The sequence below is a fragment of the Acidovorax sp. Leaf73 genome, assembly GCF_916855635.1.
Classification (GTDB): domain Bacteria; phylum Pseudomonadota; class Gammaproteobacteria; order Burkholderiales; family Burkholderiaceae_C; genus Acidovorax; species Acidovorax facilis.
Map to the genome: position 1 here is coordinate 699,563 of NZ_CAKASI010000001.1, position 16,121 is coordinate 715,683.

Annotated in this window: 16 protein-coding genes; 5 read left to right on the forward strand and 11 right to left on the reverse strand. The window is 65.4% G+C overall.

Features of this window, described 5'->3' with window-relative positions:
* Nucleotides 1-107: 107 nt before the first annotated feature.
* The gene (locus LPA35_RS03325; protein WP_055397444.1) at nucleotides 108-545 is read left to right on the forward strand and encodes a universal stress protein; all 438 of its coding nucleotides are present in this window, start codon (nucleotides 108-110) and stop codon (nucleotides 543-545) included.
* Between the two features lie 190 nt (nucleotides 546-735).
* Here LPA35_RS03325 and LPA35_RS03330 read toward each other — a convergent pair whose 3' ends face one another.
* The 4 genes from LPA35_RS03330 to LPA35_RS03345 form a co-directional block, all read right to left on the reverse strand.
* A complete protein-coding gene (locus tag LPA35_RS03330; RefSeq protein WP_055397442.1) occupies nucleotides 736-1,719 on the reverse strand; it encodes a tripartite tricarboxylate transporter substrate binding protein in 984 nt (327 codons plus the stop codon).
* A gap of 176 nt (nucleotides 1,720-1,895) precedes the next feature.
* Complete coding sequence (gene bktB / locus LPA35_RS03335) at nucleotides 1,896-3,080, reverse strand: beta-ketothiolase BktB (protein WP_055397440.1); 1,185 nt, start codon at nucleotides 3,078-3,080, stop codon at nucleotides 1,896-1,898.
* A 93-nt stretch (nucleotides 3,081-3,173) separates the two neighbouring features.
* Complete coding sequence (locus LPA35_RS03340; RefSeq protein WP_228895045.1) at nucleotides 3,174-3,935, reverse strand: SDR family NAD(P)-dependent oxidoreductase; 762 nt, start codon at nucleotides 3,933-3,935, stop codon at nucleotides 3,174-3,176.
* Between the two features lie 39 nt (nucleotides 3,936-3,974).
* Nucleotides 3,975-4,490: a MarR family winged helix-turn-helix transcriptional regulator gene (locus LPA35_RS03345; protein ID WP_121419934.1), complete on the reverse strand. Its 516-nt coding sequence runs from the start codon at nucleotides 4,488-4,490 to the stop codon at nucleotides 3,975-3,977.
* Between the two features lie 87 nt (nucleotides 4,491-4,577).
* Between LPA35_RS03345 and LPA35_RS03350 the strand changes: the two genes are divergently transcribed.
* Nucleotides 4,578-5,462, forward strand: a complete 885-nt coding sequence (locus tag LPA35_RS03350) for an EamA family transporter (RefSeq protein ID WP_228895047.1) — start codon at nucleotides 4,578-4,580, stop codon at nucleotides 5,460-5,462.
* A gap of 118 nt (nucleotides 5,463-5,580) precedes the next feature.
* On the opposite strand, the gene LPA35_RS03355 is transcribed toward LPA35_RS03350, so the two are convergent.
* From LPA35_RS03355 to LPA35_RS03375, 5 genes are all read right to left on the reverse strand, one after another.
* On the reverse strand, nucleotides 5,581-7,242 hold the full coding sequence (locus LPA35_RS03355; protein WP_121419936.1) for a methyl-accepting chemotaxis protein: 1,662 nt from the start codon (nucleotides 7,240-7,242) through the stop codon (nucleotides 5,581-5,583).
* 86 nt (nucleotides 7,243-7,328) lie between these two features.
* The gene (locus tag LPA35_RS03360) at nucleotides 7,329-8,402 is read right to left on the reverse strand and encodes a sulfotransferase (RefSeq protein ID WP_228895050.1); all 1,074 of its coding nucleotides are present in this window, start codon (nucleotides 8,400-8,402) and stop codon (nucleotides 7,329-7,331) included.
* A complete protein-coding gene (locus LPA35_RS03365; protein WP_228895052.1) occupies nucleotides 8,399-9,424 on the reverse strand; it encodes a hypothetical protein in 1,026 nt (341 codons plus the stop codon). Before LPA35_RS03365 ends, LPA35_RS03360 begins: the two co-directional genes overlap by 4 nt.
* Before the next feature lie 28 nt (nucleotides 9,425-9,452).
* On the reverse strand, nucleotides 9,453-10,133 hold the full coding sequence (gene cysC, locus LPA35_RS03370) for an adenylyl-sulfate kinase (protein ID WP_055397584.1): 681 nt from the start codon (nucleotides 10,131-10,133) through the stop codon (nucleotides 9,453-9,455).
* A gap of 57 nt (nucleotides 10,134-10,190) precedes the next feature.
* Nucleotides 10,191-10,745: an acyl-homoserine-lactone synthase gene (locus tag LPA35_RS03375; protein WP_228895053.1), complete on the reverse strand. Its 555-nt coding sequence runs from the start codon at nucleotides 10,743-10,745 to the stop codon at nucleotides 10,191-10,193.
* A 219-nt stretch (nucleotides 10,746-10,964) separates the two neighbouring features.
* Between LPA35_RS03375 and LPA35_RS03380 the strand changes: the two genes are divergently transcribed.
* Together LPA35_RS03380 and LPA35_RS03385 are read left to right on the forward strand one after the other, a co-directional pair.
* Nucleotides 10,965-11,678, forward strand: coding sequence for an autoinducer binding domain-containing protein (locus LPA35_RS03380; RefSeq protein WP_055397427.1), 714 nt, complete (start codon nucleotides 10,965-10,967; stop codon nucleotides 11,676-11,678).
* 58 nt (nucleotides 11,679-11,736) lie between these two features.
* Nucleotides 11,737-12,180: a DUF4902 domain-containing protein gene (locus tag LPA35_RS03385; RefSeq protein ID WP_055397425.1), complete on the forward strand. Its 444-nt coding sequence runs from the start codon at nucleotides 11,737-11,739 to the stop codon at nucleotides 12,178-12,180.
* A 65-nt stretch (nucleotides 12,181-12,245) separates the two neighbouring features.
* On the opposite strand, the gene LPA35_RS03390 is transcribed toward LPA35_RS03385, so the two are convergent.
* Nucleotides 12,246-12,932 carry an RluA family pseudouridine synthase gene (locus tag LPA35_RS03390; RefSeq protein WP_199731197.1) on the reverse strand — a complete coding sequence of 229 codons (687 nt, stop codon included), beginning with the start codon at nucleotides 12,930-12,932 and terminating at the stop codon, nucleotides 12,246-12,248.
* Nucleotides 12,919-15,144, reverse strand: coding sequence for an ATP-binding protein (locus tag LPA35_RS03395; protein ID WP_121506583.1), 2,226 nt, complete (start codon nucleotides 15,142-15,144; stop codon nucleotides 12,919-12,921). Before LPA35_RS03395 ends, LPA35_RS03390 begins: the two co-directional genes overlap by 14 nt.
* Before the next feature lie 305 nt (nucleotides 15,145-15,449).
* Here LPA35_RS03395 and LPA35_RS03400 point away from each other — a divergent pair, with 305 nt between their 5' ends.
* Complete coding sequence (locus LPA35_RS03400) at nucleotides 15,450-16,112, forward strand: NAD(P)H-dependent oxidoreductase (protein WP_055397419.1); 663 nt, start codon at nucleotides 15,450-15,452, stop codon at nucleotides 16,110-16,112.
* Nucleotides 16,113-16,121 lie beyond the last annotated feature (9 nt).

A 16,121-nucleotide genomic window follows, 5' to 3' on the forward strand; every position in this document is an offset into this window, starting at 1 on the left:
AGCCGATTTGATGCGAATCAAGATGCGGGGTATGGTGGCGGTTCACACTCTGGTTCAAGAAGTCGGGCCACAAGCTTGACTCACCCATCAACCCAAGGAGAAGCACCATGTTCAAGCACATTCTGGTTCCAGTCGATGGTTCCAACACCTCGATGCTGGCCGTGTCCAAGGCGGCCGGGCTGGCCAAGACCTTTGGCAGCGCCGTGACGGCGGTCTATGTGGTAGACCCCTATCCCTTCACGGGCGTGGGGGCCGATTTTGCGTATGGCCAGGCGCAGTACATCAATGCCGCTACCTCCGAAGCCAACGCGGCCCTGGAAGCCACGCGCAAAGCCATGGCCGAAGCCGGTGTGGCTGTGACCACCGTGGTGGGCGAGGGCCATGCCGTGCACGACGGCATCCTGCGCGCGCTGGAGAGCACAGGCGCCGATCTCATCGTGATGGGTTCCCACGGTCGGCGCGGCCTTGAAAAGCTGGTGCTGGGCAGCGTCACGCAGCGCGTGCTGGGTGTGGTGCATATCCCCGTGCTGGTGGTGCGCGACTGAGCGAGTTGCTCCATAAAAAAACGGCTCCTTACGGGGCCGTTTTTGATGGCAGTTCTCGACAACGCTGCGCATCCGCTTCCCACAGCTCGCGGAACAGGCGCGCCTCCCACCAGTGCACCCGTGGATCTGGCTCCGCCAGGCCACCGGGTGCGTCCCCCTTCAGGGGGAAGGCGCGAAGCGCCTCAGGGGGTCACTCAATCTTTGCGCCGGAGGCTTCCACGATGCCCTTCCACTTGGCGTAGTCGGTCTTGAGCAGGGTGCCAAACTGTGCGGGCGACATGGCTTCGGGCTCGGCGCCCTGGGCCTGGATGGCGGCCTTCATGTCGGGCGTGGCCAGCAGCTTGTTGATTTCAGCGTTCACGGTGGTCACCACGGCGGCGGGTGTACCGGCTGGGGCAAACACGCCGTACCAGGTGCTCACATCAAAGTCCTTGAAGCCCGACTCGGCCACGGTGGGCACTTCGGGCAGCGACGAGCTGCGCTTGGCCGACGTGACGGCCAGCGGACGCAGCTTGCCTGCCTTGATCTGGCCCATGGCAGAGGGCAGGGACGAGACCAGCAGGTCCACGTTGCCCGCCAGCGCATCCATCAACGCGGGGTTCGATCCTTTGTACGGGATGTGGCTCAGCTTGACGCCTGCGGCCTTCTCGAACAGGTCACCTGCCAGGTGGATGGAGGTGCCGTTGCCGGGCGAGCCATAGGTGATGGTGCCGGGCGAGGCCTTGGCGGCGGCCACCACGTCGGCCAGCGTTTTGTACTTGGAGTTGACGCTGGTGGCGATGACCACGGGCGTGTAGGCCACGTGGGCGATGGCGGTCAGGTCCTTGGTGGGGTCCCAGGGCAGGTTTTTGTACAACCAGGGGCCGATCACGAGGTTGTCCTTCTGGCCCATCACCAGGTCATAGCCCGTGGGCGCGGCCTTGACAGCTTCGCCAATGCCGATGGTGCCGCCCGCGCCGGCCTTGTTGTCGGCCACCACGGTCCACTTGGCGCTTTCGGTGAGTTTGGTGGCCACCAGCCGCGAGAGGATGTCGGTGCCGCCGCCGGGCGGGAAGGGCACGATCAGGCGGATGGGCTTGGTGGGGTAGGCCGCAGCCGGTGCGGGTGCCTGGGCGTGCGCGGTGGTGCCCACGGCAAAAGCGATCGCGGTGAAGGAAAGCAGGGTGCGAATCATGGTGTGGTTTGTCTCCGTCGGTTCATGGAATGTGCAGGCGGTGGCTGGGCACACGCCACCTGGCTGATCTGGGTCAGCGGGCGCCAATGATCGCTGATGACCGGAGGCGCCCGCCTTGCCAATGGCGGGTGGCAGCATCGCGGGTGGCGATGGCAGTGTTCCCACCCGCAGGGAGGTCAGATGCGTTCAAAAATCGCTGCAATGCCCTGGCCGCCGCCGATACACATGGTCACCAGCGCATAGCGGCCCTGGATGCGTTGCAGCTCGTGGATGGCTTTCACGGTGATGAGCGCGCCGGTGGCGCCAATAGGGTGGCCCAGCGAAATACCCGAGCCATTGGGGTTGACCTTGGCAGGGTCCAGGCCCAGGTCCTTGGTCACTGCGCAGGCCTGGGCGGCAAAGGCTTCGTTGGCTTCGATCACGTCCAGGTCGTTGACGGTGAGGCCCGCCTTTTTCAGCGCCAGCTGCGTGGCAGGCACGGGGCCGATGCCCATGTACTTGGGGTCTACACCTGCGTGGGCGTAGGCCACCAGGCGTGCCAGGGGCTTGGCGCCGCGGGCCTTGGCGGCACCGGCTTCCATCAGCACCACGGCGGCGGCAGCGTCGTTGATGCCCGAGGCGTTGCCGGCCGTCACCGTGCCGTTTTCCTTGATGAACACGGGCTTGAGCTTGGCCAGGTCGTCCATCGTGGCGCCTGGGCGGAAGTGCTCGTCGGTGGCGTACAACACGTCGCCCTTTTTGCTTTTGAGCGTGACGGGGACGATCTGGTCTTTGAACACCCCATTTTGCGTGGCGCGTTCGGCGCGGTTGTGGCTTTCCACCGCCAGCTTGTCCTGGTCTTCACGCGTGATGCCCCATTTGGCGGCAATGTTCTCGGCCGTCACACCCATGTGGATGTTGTGGAAGGGGTCGTGCAGAGCGCCGATCATCATGTCCACCATCTTGGTGTCGCCCATGCGGGCACCCCAGCGCATGTTCAGGCTGGCAAAGGGCACGCGGCTCATGTTTTCAGCGCCGGCGCCAATCGCCACGTCGGTGTCGCCCAGCAGGATGGACTGGCTGGCGTTGACGATGGCCTGCAGGCCCGAGCCACACAGGCGGTTCACGTTGAAAGCAGGCGTGCCTTCGCCGCAGCCACCGTTGATGGCCGCCACGCGCGACAGGTACATGTCCTTGGGTTCGGTGTTGACCACATGGCCAAACACCACGTGGCCCACGTCCTTGCCTTCCACGTTGGCACGTGCAAGCGATTCGCGCACCACGAGTGCGCCCAGTTCGGTAGGAGGCACGTCCTTCAGGCTGCCACCAAAGGTGCCAATGGCGGTGCGCACTGCGCTGACGACGACGACTTCACGGGTCATGGGGAGGTCCTTTCAGATGAATTTGAGGCTAAATTGGCCGCTAGCGCTTATCCAGAAAGCGCGAGCAGCTATAAAAACAGGAGTTTCGGGGCTTTAGGCATCTCTGACATCGGCCACCGGGTTGGTGCCAAAGTCTGCGCGCTCCAGCCAGGCGAGCACGCGGATAGCGGCGTCGGTGGGCGATGTGAGTTGGCCACCCGTCTTGAGGTTGGCGAAATTCTGGCGGTCCGGGAAGGCGGCCGGGTCGGCGCCGCGCAGCTGGACCTGCATGTCGGTGTCGATCACTCCAGGCGCCAGCGAGCATACCTTGGCACCATGGGGCTTGAGGGCCTCGTCCAGCGCCACGCAGCGCGTGAAGTGGTCCATGCCGGCCTTGGCCCCGCAGTAGGCGGCCTGTGAGGCCATGGCCCGGCGGCCCAGGCCCGAGGAGATGTTGAGTACCTTGCGGGGCACCGTCCAGCTGTCCGTTGCACCCAGGAAGGCGGCGGTCAGTTGCATGGGCGCTTCCAGCCCCACACGCAGGGCGGTGGCCAGGTCGTCCACATTGCTGTGTGACAGCGGTGCAATCTGCGGAATCATGCCCGCGTTGTTGATCAGCGTGGCGCTGGCAAATGCCTGCGGGCCTTGCGCCTGCAGCCAGGCCTGCAGCTTGTGGGCGGCCTGTTCGCCCTGCGACAGGTCTTGCTGCCACTGTTCGATGGTGACGCCTGCCGCTTTCGCTTCAATGGCCAGGTCGGCGTTGGTGCTGCGCGCGATGCAGACCAGGGTGTTGCCGCTCTTCAAAAGCTGCTGGGCCATGGCCAGGCCCATGCCGCGCGATGCGCCGGTGAGGATGGTGAGGTGGTTTTGGGGCATCCCGCCATGTTACTGCGCAGTACCCATGGCCGGGGGTAATTACTGCCCTGTGGGCGACTCCAGCGCCGCCAGCAGCAGTGCCAGCCGGGCGTCAAGTGCCGCAAGGTCAGCGGCCTTCAGTGGCGCCAGGATGCGGTGCTCGTTGGCCACATGGGCTTCCACTGCGCGGTCGATCAGTGCCAACCCCTCGGGCGTGAGCTGTACCAGCGAGCTGCGCGCGTCGTCGGGGTTGGGCCGGCGGGTGATCCAGCCCTGGGCTTCGAGCTTGCCCATGCGGTGCGTCATGGTGCCCGAGGTGACCATGAGCGTGGAAAACAGCGTGGTCGGTGCCAGGCAGTGTGGAGCGCCGCTGCGGCGCAGCGTGGCCAGCACGTCGAACTCCCAATAGCTCAGGCCGAATTCGGCAAAGGTCTCGTCGAGCCTGCGCTGCAACAGCGCGGCGCAGCGTTTGATGCGGCCGATGGGGCCCATGGGGCTCACGTCCAGGTCGGGGCGCTCACGGTGCCACTGGGCCAGGATGGCGTCCACGGCGTCGGGTTGGCGTTGAGTGGCCATGGTGTTGGTGATGAAATTATCTTGAATTCAAGATTGTAGGGTACGGGCGTGGTAGGATTATTTATCTTGAATTAAAGATAAATTGCCATGCAAAACCATCGTACCTCTCCCTGGCTGGATGCGCTCACCACGGCCGTGGGCCCGGTCATTTGGGGCTCCACCTACATCGTCACCACCGAGCTGTTGCCGCCCGACCGGCCCTTCACGGCAGCGCTGCTGCGCACGCTGCCTGCCGGCCTGCTGCTGGTGTTGTGGTGCCGCCGTTGGCCGGCGTGGGGCGATTGGGTGGGGTGGCGGCGCCTGCTGGTGCTGTCGGCGCTGAACATCGGGGTCTTCCAGGCGCTGCTGTTTGTGGCGGCCTACCGGTTGCCGGGGGGCGTGGCGGCTGTGGTGGGCGCCATAGGCCCGCTGGTGGTGATGGGGCTGGTCTGGGCGCTGGACCATCGGCGCCCGCCCGGCCTGGCGTTGGCGGCGGGTGCCCTGGGCGTGCTGGGCATGGCGGCGCTGCTGCTGTCGCCGGGGGCGCGGTGGGACATGGTGGGCGTGGCTGCGGCGCTGGTGGGCACAGTGTGCATGGCAGCGGGCACGTTCTGGTCGCGGCGCTGGCGGTCGGACCTGCCGGTGCTGGCATTTACGGGCTGGCAGCTGCTGGCGGGCGGCATCATGCTGGCGCCCGTGGCCTGGGTGGTCGACCCGCCGCTGCCCGCGCTCTCGGCTGCGCAGGTAGGCGGTTATGTCTATCTGAGTCTGGCTGGTGCCCTGTTGGCCTACGCGCTGTGGTTTCGTGGCATTGCGCGGTTGCCGTCGGTGGCGGTGTCGTCGCTAGGGCTGCTGAGTCCGGTCACGGCCGTGCTGCTGGGCTGGGTGTTGCTGGGGCAGGCCATGACGGGGGTGGCGCTGGGGGGCATGCTGGTGGTGCTGGCCAGCATTTTGGCGGTGCAGTGGGCGATGTCGAGGCCGGTGCAAGGGTAGGTTCGTTGGTCGCGCCTGGATGCGGTCTTGTTTGCTATATTAGTTATAGCTAACAATGAGAACCATCAAGCGCCAGGGCCTCAAAAGGCCCTAAACCATCGCCTTGGCTTGCGGCGCCTCAGGCTGCAGCGATGGCGCGGGGCGCGCCGACACGCGCAACCGGTGCCAGGGCTGGGTGGGCCGTGTGGGCCGATGGTGTGGGCGCCCGGCTGGCGGCAGGCAGCGGGGTGCTGCTGCCTGCTGCATCCAACTGGAACACCGAGACCAGCTGGACGAGATCCAGGGCCTGGCTCTTCATGCTGCTGGCGGCGGCGGCCATTTCTTCGACCAGGGCTGCGTTCTGTTGCGTGGCCTGGTCCATCTGCATCACGGCTTCACCCACCTGGCCCACGCCGTCGCTCTGCTCGGCGCTGGCGGCACTGATCTCGCTCATGATGTCCGTCACACGCCGGATCGACTGGACGACATCCGTCATCGTCTGCCCGGCCTTGTCGACCAGGGCCGTGCCCTGGTCCACACGGCTGACGCTGGCCGAGATGAGTTCCTTGATCTCCTTGGCAGCTTCGGCCGACCGGCCCGCCAGCCCCCGCACTTCGGTGGCCACCACGGCAAAGCCCCGGCCCTGCTCGCCCGCACGCGCGGCTTCCACGGCGGCGTTGAGTGCCAGGATGTTGGTCTGAAAGGCGATGCCATCGATCACGCTGATGATGTCGGCAATTTTCTTGGAGCTGTCGTTGATGCCCTTCATGGTCTCCACCACCTGGGCCACCACTTCGCCACCCTGCACGGCCACGTCGTTGGCATTGCGGGCGAGCTTGTTGGCTTGCTGGGCGCTGTCGGAGTTCTGCTTCACGGTCGAGCCCAGCTCCTCCATGGAAGCAGCGGTTTGCTGCAGCGCGCTGGCCTGGCGTTCGGTGCGGGCCGAGAGGTCGTGGTTGCCCTGCGAGATTTCTGCACTGGCGGTGGAGACGCTTTCGGCGCTTTGCCGCACGTTGGCCACGATGTCGGCCAGCTTGGCACGCATGTGTGCCAGCTCGGTGAGCAACTGGCCCGGCTCGTCCTTGGCCCCCTGGGGAATGGGAGTGGCCAGGTCACCCGCCGCGATGGCCGTGGTGGCCTGTACGGCCTGCCGCACAGGGGCGGTGATGGAGCGGGTGGTCCACCACGCCAGGAACAACCCCACCAGGATGGCCAGCACGGTGCTGCCGCTCACCCAGGCGGTGCTGGCCTCGGCCTTGCGCGTGGTGTCCTTCAGGGTGCTGGCCACGCCTTCGTCCAGCGTGTGGGTCAGCTCTTGCAGCACGGCCGCGTAACTCTGAAAGACGGGCGCCAGCACGGTATCGGCCTGCGCGGCCACGTCCTGTCCCGCCTCCTTGGCTTTGACGAGTTCGGTGCGCTTGACGCGGTAGGCATCGCGCGCGGCAATAGCCTGGTCGTAAAGCTGCATTTCCTTGCCGGACAACAGGTAGCTGCGCACCTCCTGCATGCGCTTGCTTTGCACCTCGACCACGGCAGACATGTCTTTCTTGAGCTTGCCGGCGTACTGGGCGTCGTTGGCTTTGAGGAAGGCCTCGGTGCGCAACCAGTTCATCTGGATGTCGGTCTGCCACTGGTGCACGATGCCCTGGCGCTTGAGTTCCGAGGTGGCAATGTGCTCGTTGCTGTGCTGCAGGGCGGTCACGCTCATGACGCCGAGTACAGCGATGACCATGGTGATCAGTAGCAGCAGCCCGAATGCCACTCCAAGTCGAATGCCCAGTTTCAGGTCTTTGATGCGCATGGCGGTTCCTTGAGGGTGCAGTGGCGAAGGTGTGTGAAGGGGGCTGGGGTCGGGTGCCTGTGGACCAGGTTGGTTTGCCGCGCTGGTCAGGACAAGGCCGCTGCCCCGGTTTCCAGGGAGCTGGTGCTTTGCAGGCGCTGGCGCACGCGCTCCAGGTAGTCGGCCCGCACGCGGCGGGCCGCATAGTCGCGCGGCGCACTGCGCAGCAACTGCTCCCAGGCCTCGACGCGCCGTTTTTCTGACTGCTGGTGGCACTGCGCCAGCACCACGGGCGTGGGGGGCAGGGCCTGGGCCTCGGTCATGCATTCGTAGCCGTAGTAGTGCATGGTTTCCCACGCCAGGCTTTCGATGGTCTCGATCTCGTGGGGCTGTAGCTGGGTCTTGAACTTGTCCTTGTTGGCTGGCAGGGGGGCAAAGCAGTTGGACTCCCACAGGGCGGACATGCGGGACAGGTCTTGCGCCTCTTGCGATGCCGCGATGTCCAGCATCTGTGGCAGAAACTCGATGCCGATGAACTGGCAGATGCGCCGCAGCGTGTGTTCCTGGTCGCCCAGGAAGTCTTCGTAGCGGATGGTGAGCACGCGGTCCGGGTAGCGCAATGCCAGTGCGCGGCCGGTGGCGTGGGCCTTGACCCAGGCCAGGGCGTTGAGTGTGGTGTCGAAGTCGTGAATGATCGCCCGGTTCATCGAAGCCACCTGCGCCCGGGGGTCGCGCACCACGTTCAGAAAGCGCATATCCGGAAACAGGGCCATCAGGTCGTGCGCGTAGTGGACGCTGTCGAGCGACTTGTCCATGGCCACGCTGGCCCCGTGCTGCTCCGCACTGCGCAGCAGCAGCTCCCACACAATGCGGTGCACGCTGCGGGGTTCGTTCTCCAGCGCGTTGAAGATCTCCTCGGCGTCGAAATGCACCCCCGGCCACTTCACCATGCTGGATTGCTGCAGTCCCACCACGTCCTTGACCATCTGCCGGTACGCGCTGTCGTCGCGCAGGTCGCCATACAGTGGCACCAGGGGCATGAAGTCCACGATGTGCAGGGGGTAGGGGGAGTGGAACTGTGGGCTGGCGTTCAGGCGCAGGCGCAGTGCATGGCTGCCGCAGCGCCGCAGCGGAATCATCAACAGCGGAAGCGGGCGTGTGGTGCGGGTTGGCTGGTTCATGGTGTGTCTGCCTCCAGGTGCGCGAAGAACTCGTTGATGAAGCGATCCATATCCTGGTCGGGCAGCCGGTCGATGCCGCCCGCGCCATGGCGACCGCCACCCGCCGGGTAGCGGCTGCAGAAAATGTCGGCACGGCTGGCGCTGGCGCTGCCGATACGCAGGTTCACCAGAAAGTCGCCGTCCGAACGGGGCGTGAGCACGGCGACCGAACGCCCGTTGTTGCGCGCCACCAGCTGGTTGGCCAGGGTGCCGCACAGACGCCGGGCCCATGCGCGGTCGGGCAGCACGTACACGGTGGCCCGGTCGTTGGCGGTGTAGGGGGCCAGGTCCTGCACGGCCTGCTGGTCGCTGGCATGGCCTTCTTGCAGGCGGCGGAATTCGTAGGCCTTGGCCATGAAGTCGAGCGGGCTTTCAAAGCGATGGAGTGACCGGTACAGCTGCACGGGGCAAAAGTGCAGGTCTTCGCGGCTTTCGCCATAGGCGTTGTAGTTGAGCAGGTAGCCCAGCTGCGCCAGCGCACCGCGTGTGGCCGCCGTGCAGCCATGCTCGCGCGCCATGCGGTCGGCCACGGCGTCCAGGTTGTCACCGTAGGCCGCCACGATGGCCCACTGGCGCAAAACGCCGCCCAGGTGGCGGTCTACCAGGATGCTGGTGCAGACGTCCAGGCCGGTGTCAATGTGGGCGGTGAGCTGCGGGTGGCGAAAAAGGGTTTTTGCGCTGTGGTGGTCGAAATAAGTCACGTTGCCGCCGCCATTGAGGACCCGGCACACGCCCTGCGCGTTGCGGTCCCACGAGATGTCGAGCGCCGTCACCTGCAGTGGCCGCCCCGAGGGCAGCTGGTCGAACAGGGCAATGTCCCGTTTCACTCCGCTGATGAGAAAGCTGTCGCGGGGCTCTACCAGGCGCAGCTGGTGCAGCGCACACAGCCCGTCGGCATCACCGTTGAAGAGGTCATAGGCGTGCACCCCATGGGCCGTGGGGGCTGGCGCCGGGGCGGAGACTGGGGCGTGGTCGGTAGACATGGAAAGAAACGTGCAAAAAAAGACAGCCCTAGCGGATGTACCCGCGCTGGCGCAGGAGCGCGAGCACCTGCGCGCAGGCATCGGGCAGGCTCAGGTGGGCGGTGTCGATGCTGAAATCAGGCGATTCGGGTGCCTCGTAGGGGGCGGAAACCCCTGTGAACTGTGGGATGTGCCCCGCTCGCGCCAGGGTGTACAAGCCTTTGGGGTCGCGGCCCTCGCACACGTTGAGCGGGGTGCTCACATGCACCTCCAGAAAGCGGTGTTCTCCGATGAGCGCACGGGCCATGGCACGGTCGCTGCGCTGGGGGGAGATGAGTGCGGTGAACACCATCAGCCCGGCGTCGTTCATGAGGGCGGCGACTTCGGCCACGCGCCGAATGTTTTCCGAGCGCTCGGCGGCGCTGAAACCGAGGTCGCGGTTGAGCCGGTGCCGCAGGTTGTCCCCGTCCAGCACAAAACTCGCAAACCCGAGCCCATGCAGTTCTTCCTCCAGCGCATAGGCCAGGGTGGACTTGCCCGCGCCGCTCAGGCCGGTGAGCCAGAGGGTGACGGGGCGCTGCTGCAGCAGGTCCTCGCGCAGGGGACCTGTCACCCGTCCGGCATGCGGGATCACCACCCGCAGGCCGTGGGGCGTCAGGCCTGGAGAGGCAGCCGCAGCCGCAGGGGTCGGGCCCTGTGCCGGGTGCTGGAGCGAGGAAGGCTGCGGCATGGTCATGTCAGGCAAGGGCTGTGGGCGGCGAGCGTGTCAGCAGGCGGGTTCGTGTTGTCACTTGCACCGAATGGAGCAGGCAAAAAGCGGATGGCCCTGGACCACGGTGGGCGGGCCCAGGCGATGCGATTCAAAACCCGTGCGGCGCAGCAGGCGCTCCACCCCCAGTGGCGAGACAGTGACCATGCGCTGGGCCCCGTGTGCCATGGCGCACCGGCTGGCCGCCTGCAGCAGGCCGGTGGTGATGGGCGAGGAGAACTGGTCGAGCGCAGAGCCCGTGGGACCTGAAAAATCCATGGATGCAAAGCGGGACAGCTCCCACACCTCCGGCGCGTCGGGGGCCTGGGCACCGTTGAGCAGTTGCGGAAACACCTCGGCCAGCAGGTAGGGGCGGGTGGTGGGTAGAAGCCGGGCGGTGCCGATGACCTCGCCGTCTTCGTTCTGGGCGATGACGTAGACGGTGTCGTCCCGGTCGAACTGGTCCAGCTCCAGGGCATCGCGGCAGTGCAGCTGCCAGCCCAGTTTTTCCACAAAAACGCGGTGCCGGTACCGGGCCATGCGGGTCATCAGTGGTGGACGCAGTTCCGCAGAGCAGCCAGAGGTGATGCGCATCGGAGATTCCCTCATGAGTTTTCCCCATTAGAAAATCACCCGAAAATATTTGTAACTACCAACTCTGGTAGGTGTTGCCTGACCCCGTCCCTCTCAAAATCAACTCGCCAAAGGGCTTCAATGCCGCCAGAATGTGGAAAAACGTAACGGCGGTTGATGGTGCGTAATTCGCATGCGGATGGTCAGTCTCTGTGGGGTGGTGCTCGGTGTTGGAGTCCTATGACAAGCTGGCAAGAAGATCTTTTGGGGGTGATGGACCGCGCGCAGTCTGAGCAAGAGGTTTTTTGCAAAATCGAGCTTGCTGCGCACGCCTTGGGGTTTGAGTACTGCGCCTATGGCCTGCGGGTACCCATGCCCCTGTCCAACCCAAAGACCATTTTCTTGAACAACTACCCGCCGGCCTGGCAGGAGCGGTATGTGCAGCAGGGCTATGTGCAGGTGGACCCCACGGTGCAGCATGGGTGCCGCAAGCAGACCCCGCTGGTCTGGTCGGACGACGTGTTTGCATCAGCCCAGGATTTCTGGGAGGACGCGCGATCGTTTGGCCTGCGCTTTGGATGGGCGCAATCGTGCATTGATGGGGGCGGGGTGCGCGGCATGCTGACGCTGGCGCGTTCGTCCGATGCCCTGACACCCGACGAGATTGCCCACAGCGAGATGAAGATGCGCTGGCTGGCGCACATTGCGCACCTGATCCTGTCGCGCATCTTTACGACACGCCAGGCCGAAGAGATGCAGCCGCATCTGACGGCCAGAGAAATCGAGGTGCTCAAATGGACCGCCGACGGCAAGACCTCTGCCGACATCTCCTCGCTGCTGGATGTGTCGGAAAACACCGTGAACTTCCACGTCAAGAATGCCGTGACCAAACTGCAAACCACCAACAAGACGGCTGCCACCGTGCGTGCCGCCATGCTGGGGTTGCTGGGCTGATGCAGCGGCCCGGGGGCGCTGTAGGCCCTTGCGCACAGCCAGACCGCACCAAGCTGGGATGGGCCGCAACCTGGGTGGCCTGTGGGGAGCGGGCGTGAACGCCATGCAGGTGTCGCCGGATGGCCTGCTGCGCCTGTCGATTGACGAGTTGCTGTCCCTGCCCATCCACCATCTGATGTCAGCGGTAGACCTGGACCTGGTGGTGCCACGCACCGCAGTGTGCGGCTGCGAAACCACCATCAGCGGCTATACCGAATGGGTGAGCGCGTCCTGCCCCGTGGTTTCCATTGGCTGGGACTGGCACATCAGTCTCTGGACAGCGCAACGGCCCTTTGCCTGGGCACGGCTGGGCCAGCCCCGCAGCAACGTGATGCTGGTGTATTCCACGGGCAACGACACCGGGTGGCACAAGAACCTGGAACTGCTGTCCACGGTGGTGGACGCTTTGCCCTGGCAGGAACAATTGAGCCATTCGGTGACGGCCCTGCTGCCCAGTCATTGAGCATGGCTTGCTATTAAAAATATAGCTATAAATGACACCCTTCAAGCGCTGGGTGGCAAATAACTTCAAAAATCAGCTGCAAGCTCCCACCGCATGGCCTGCCCGGTGGTGGGGTGGGCCAAGGCCAGTTCCCCGGCATGCAGCAGCAGGCGTGGCGCCTGGGCCTGGGTGGCGGCATTGGCGTACAGCGCGTCTCCCAGGATCGGGTGGCCCAGGGCGGCCAGATGCACGCGCAGTTGGTGCGTGCGGCCAGTGACGGGTTCGAGCTCGACCCGCGTGGTTCCTGCCGCCGTGTTGTGGTCCAGGGGGCGCCAGCGGGTGTGGCTGGGCTTGCCGTGCTCTGCATCAATCACGCGCAGGGGGCGTCGCTCCCAGTCGGCAGCGATGGGCAGATGGATGTCTGCCCAGGAGCCGGGCGGTTCTGCCACCAGGCCTTGCACGATTGCGACGTAGCGCTTGTGAATCTGCCGCTGTTCGAACGCCAGGCTCAGGCGCCGTTGTGCATCGGCATGCCGGGCCATGAGCACCAGGCCTGAGGTGGCCTGGTCCAGCCGGTGCACGATGAGTGCGCCGGGCCAGTGCTGCTGAGCGCGGGCACTCAGGCAGTCTTGCTTGTCGGGGCCGCGCCCTGGTACGCACAGCAGGCCTGAGGGCTTGCAGAGCACGAGCAGATCGGCATCCTCATGCAGTGCCACCGGGGCGGGTAGGCCAGCAGTGTCCGCAGCAAGCGCGCTGGTTTCAGCCTGCGGCATGGCTGTCCCCGCCCACCAGGCGCTGCACGGTGGCGCAAAGCTCTTCCACGTCGTTGGGCTTGTGAATCAATGCCTGTGCGCCTTCGGCCAGCGCAGCCTGTTCGATTTCGGCCGTGACGTAGCCCGAGGCCAGGGCCACGGGCAGGTCGGGGCGGATCAGGCGGGCTTCGCGCACGAGGTCCACTCCACAGAAGCCGGGCATGTTGTAGTCGGTGACCAGCAGGTCAAAGGCCTGCGGGGCAGCGCGAAGCGCGGCAGTGGCCTCGTGCGGGTCGGTGTAGCCGCTGACCTCATAGCCCCGGCGGCGCAGCAGGCGCTGAACCAGAAACACCAGGGCCTGGTCATCGTCCACGTACATCACGTGGTGCTTCTTGCGCGGTGCGCTGCCGGGGGTATCGGTGGCGGGAGGCGTCGAGGGTGCGGAGGATGCTGGTGCGGCCTGCACCGCTTGAGTGGGCTGCGCATCCAGGGTGCTTTGCGCCGCGCTGTGGGCGACCGGAAAGTACAACGTGAACCGGCTGCCCTGGCCGGGGGCACTGTGCACGTCCACGCCGCCTTCATGTGTGCGCATCACGCCGTGCACCACCGCCAGGCCGAGGCCCGTGCCCTGGCCCACGGGCTTGGTGGTGAAGAAGGGCTCGAAGATGCGTTCCAGCGTGGCAGCGTCCATGCCGGGGCCACTGTCGCGCACGGTCAGTGCGACATAGTCCACGGGGGCCAGGCCCAGCCGTTCGCTCAGGCGCTGGTCGGGCTGCACGGCAGCGGCTTCCACATGGATGCTGCCGCGCTCGGTGCCTTGGCTCTGGATGGCATGGACCGCATTGGTGCACAGGTTGAGCAGGGCCTGCTCGACCTGCGTGGCATCGGCCAGCACGGGGGGCAGGCCTGCTTGCAACTGCATGTGCAGCTCGATGGCGGGGGGCAGGGTGACGCGCAGCAGGCGTTCGGTGTCGTGCACCACTTCGGCCAACGACACTGCGGAGCGCTGCGGTGGCTCGTTGCGGCTGAAGGTGAGGATCTGGCGCACCAGGTCGCGCGCACGCCGACCGGCCTTGTCGATCTCCATCAGGCTTTCCAGCACGGGCGAACCTGCTGCACAGTCGGCCTTGGCCAGTTCGACATTGCCCAGGATCGCGCCCAGGATGTTGTTGAAGTCGTGAGCAATGCCGCCCGCCATGGTGCCCACGGCCTGCATCTTGTGCGACTCGCGCAGCTGGGCTTCCAGCTCGCTGCGGTGCGCCTCGGCCTTTTTGCGCCCGGTCAGGTCGCGGGCGAACACGGTGGTGGTTTCGCCCTCGGCATGGCGCTCGAACGACACGCTCACTTCCACGGCCAGTTCCTTGCCGCTGGCGGTCAACGCCGTCATCTCGCCCAGCAGGGCCTGGGTGGTGAGCTGGGCAAACGCCAGCGCCTGCGCCGCATCGGGCAAAAAGCGGTCAAGGGTGCTGCCCAGCGCGTCGCTGGCACTGCACTGGAACAGCGCTGCCGCCGTAGGGTTGAACACGGTGATGCGCTGGTGCTGGTCCACGCAAATGATGGCGTCCAGCGCGGAGTTGATGATGGCCTCCAGCCGCTTCTCACTGGCGCGGATCTGTTCGTTGCGCTGCTGCAGAGTAATGGCGCTGTGCTGCAGCGCCTGGCGCTCGGCCAGCAGTGGGCCTTGGTCGATCACTGCACACAGAAACTGCGACAGGGGGGGACCACTGCTTTGCGGGGCCTCAATGTGCGCGATGTGCAGGTCGCCCGTGATGGGCGTATCTGCATTGATGGAAAAAACGACCTCCTTGACCTCGCTGCGGCCCAGGTCCTGCGCCAGCGCGAAGGCCTCGCGCACGCGCCGGGCGTCCTGCGGGCGCACAAAGGGCATCAGTGCCGTGAGCGGGCGGTCGCGTTCAGTGGGCTGGAATGAGCGGTGCGCCATCGAGTTGGCCTGCACCACCATGTCGTGTTCGTCCACCACCATGAGGGCCAGCGGCACACTGGCAAACAGGGTCTCGAAGCGTTCGTAGGCGCTTTCCGCCACGGTCTGGCTGTAGCGCAGGACCTTGTTCTGGCTCTCCAGCTCTGCCTGGTAGGCGCGCAGCTCAGCCACCAGGCCCTCGGCTCCTGTGCTGGGGGGCGTGGCACGCGGGGTGGGTGTCCCGGGCGCGTGACCTGTGGGAGCGGGCTGCCGCCCCGCAGGGTCCAGAAACGACAGGTCGGGTTCACTCATGGGAGGGGCGCGGCCAGGGGTTTTGGCGCGAGGAAAGTGCGCGCGCTGCGCAATGCTGTGGGCCAGAAAGCATGGCCACGAGTGTACGCCCGCAAGCCTGCGGATCCTGCAGGCCCCGGGGGCTCGTACACGCAGAGACCGGGGTGAACGGCTTCAGCGCGTCTTTCAAGGGGCGATTGTTGATCAATTGCGAACAATCCTTTTCTCTCACGGGGCTTACCGAAGGAGATTCGGATCCCTACAGTTCCACCATCCCGCATTTTTAGATCCAACCCGATCGCTACTGCCTGTCAGGAATTTTTGCCATGAACCCCATCGACGACACCTCCCTTGCCCAACCCCTGCTGAACAAACTGCAATGGCGCTATGCCGCCAAGAAGATGAACCCCACCAAGGCGGTTCCGCAGGAGAAGGTGGAGCGCATTCTCGAAGCCGCGCGCCTGGCGCCCACCTCCAGTGGCCTGCAGCCCTTTGAAATCATCGTGGTGACCGATCCCGCTGTGCGCGCCAAGATCCAGCCCATCGCCTGGAACCAGGCCCAGATCACCGACGGCTCGCACCTGCTGGTGTTTGCTGCATGGGACAACTACACGGCCGACCGCATCAACATGATGTTCGATCTGACCAATGACCAGCGTGGCTTCAAGAACGAAGGCTGGGAAAACTACCGCCAGATGCTGCTGAACAGCTACCCCCAGCGCGATGCCGAGGTGAACTTCCAGCACGCAGCCCGCCAAGCCTACATTGGCATGAGTGCCGCACTGATCGCCGCTGCGTTTGAAGAGGTGGACTCCACCCCCATGGAAGGCTTTGACCCCAACGCGCTCGATGAGATCCTGGGCCTTCGGGCACGTGGCCTGCGCAGCGTGTCGATCCTGCCGCTGGGTTACCGCGCCGATGAAGGCGACTGGCTGGTGAACCTGAAGAAGGTGCGCCGCCCCCGCGAGCAGTTCGTGACTGAAGTCTGAGGATCTCCT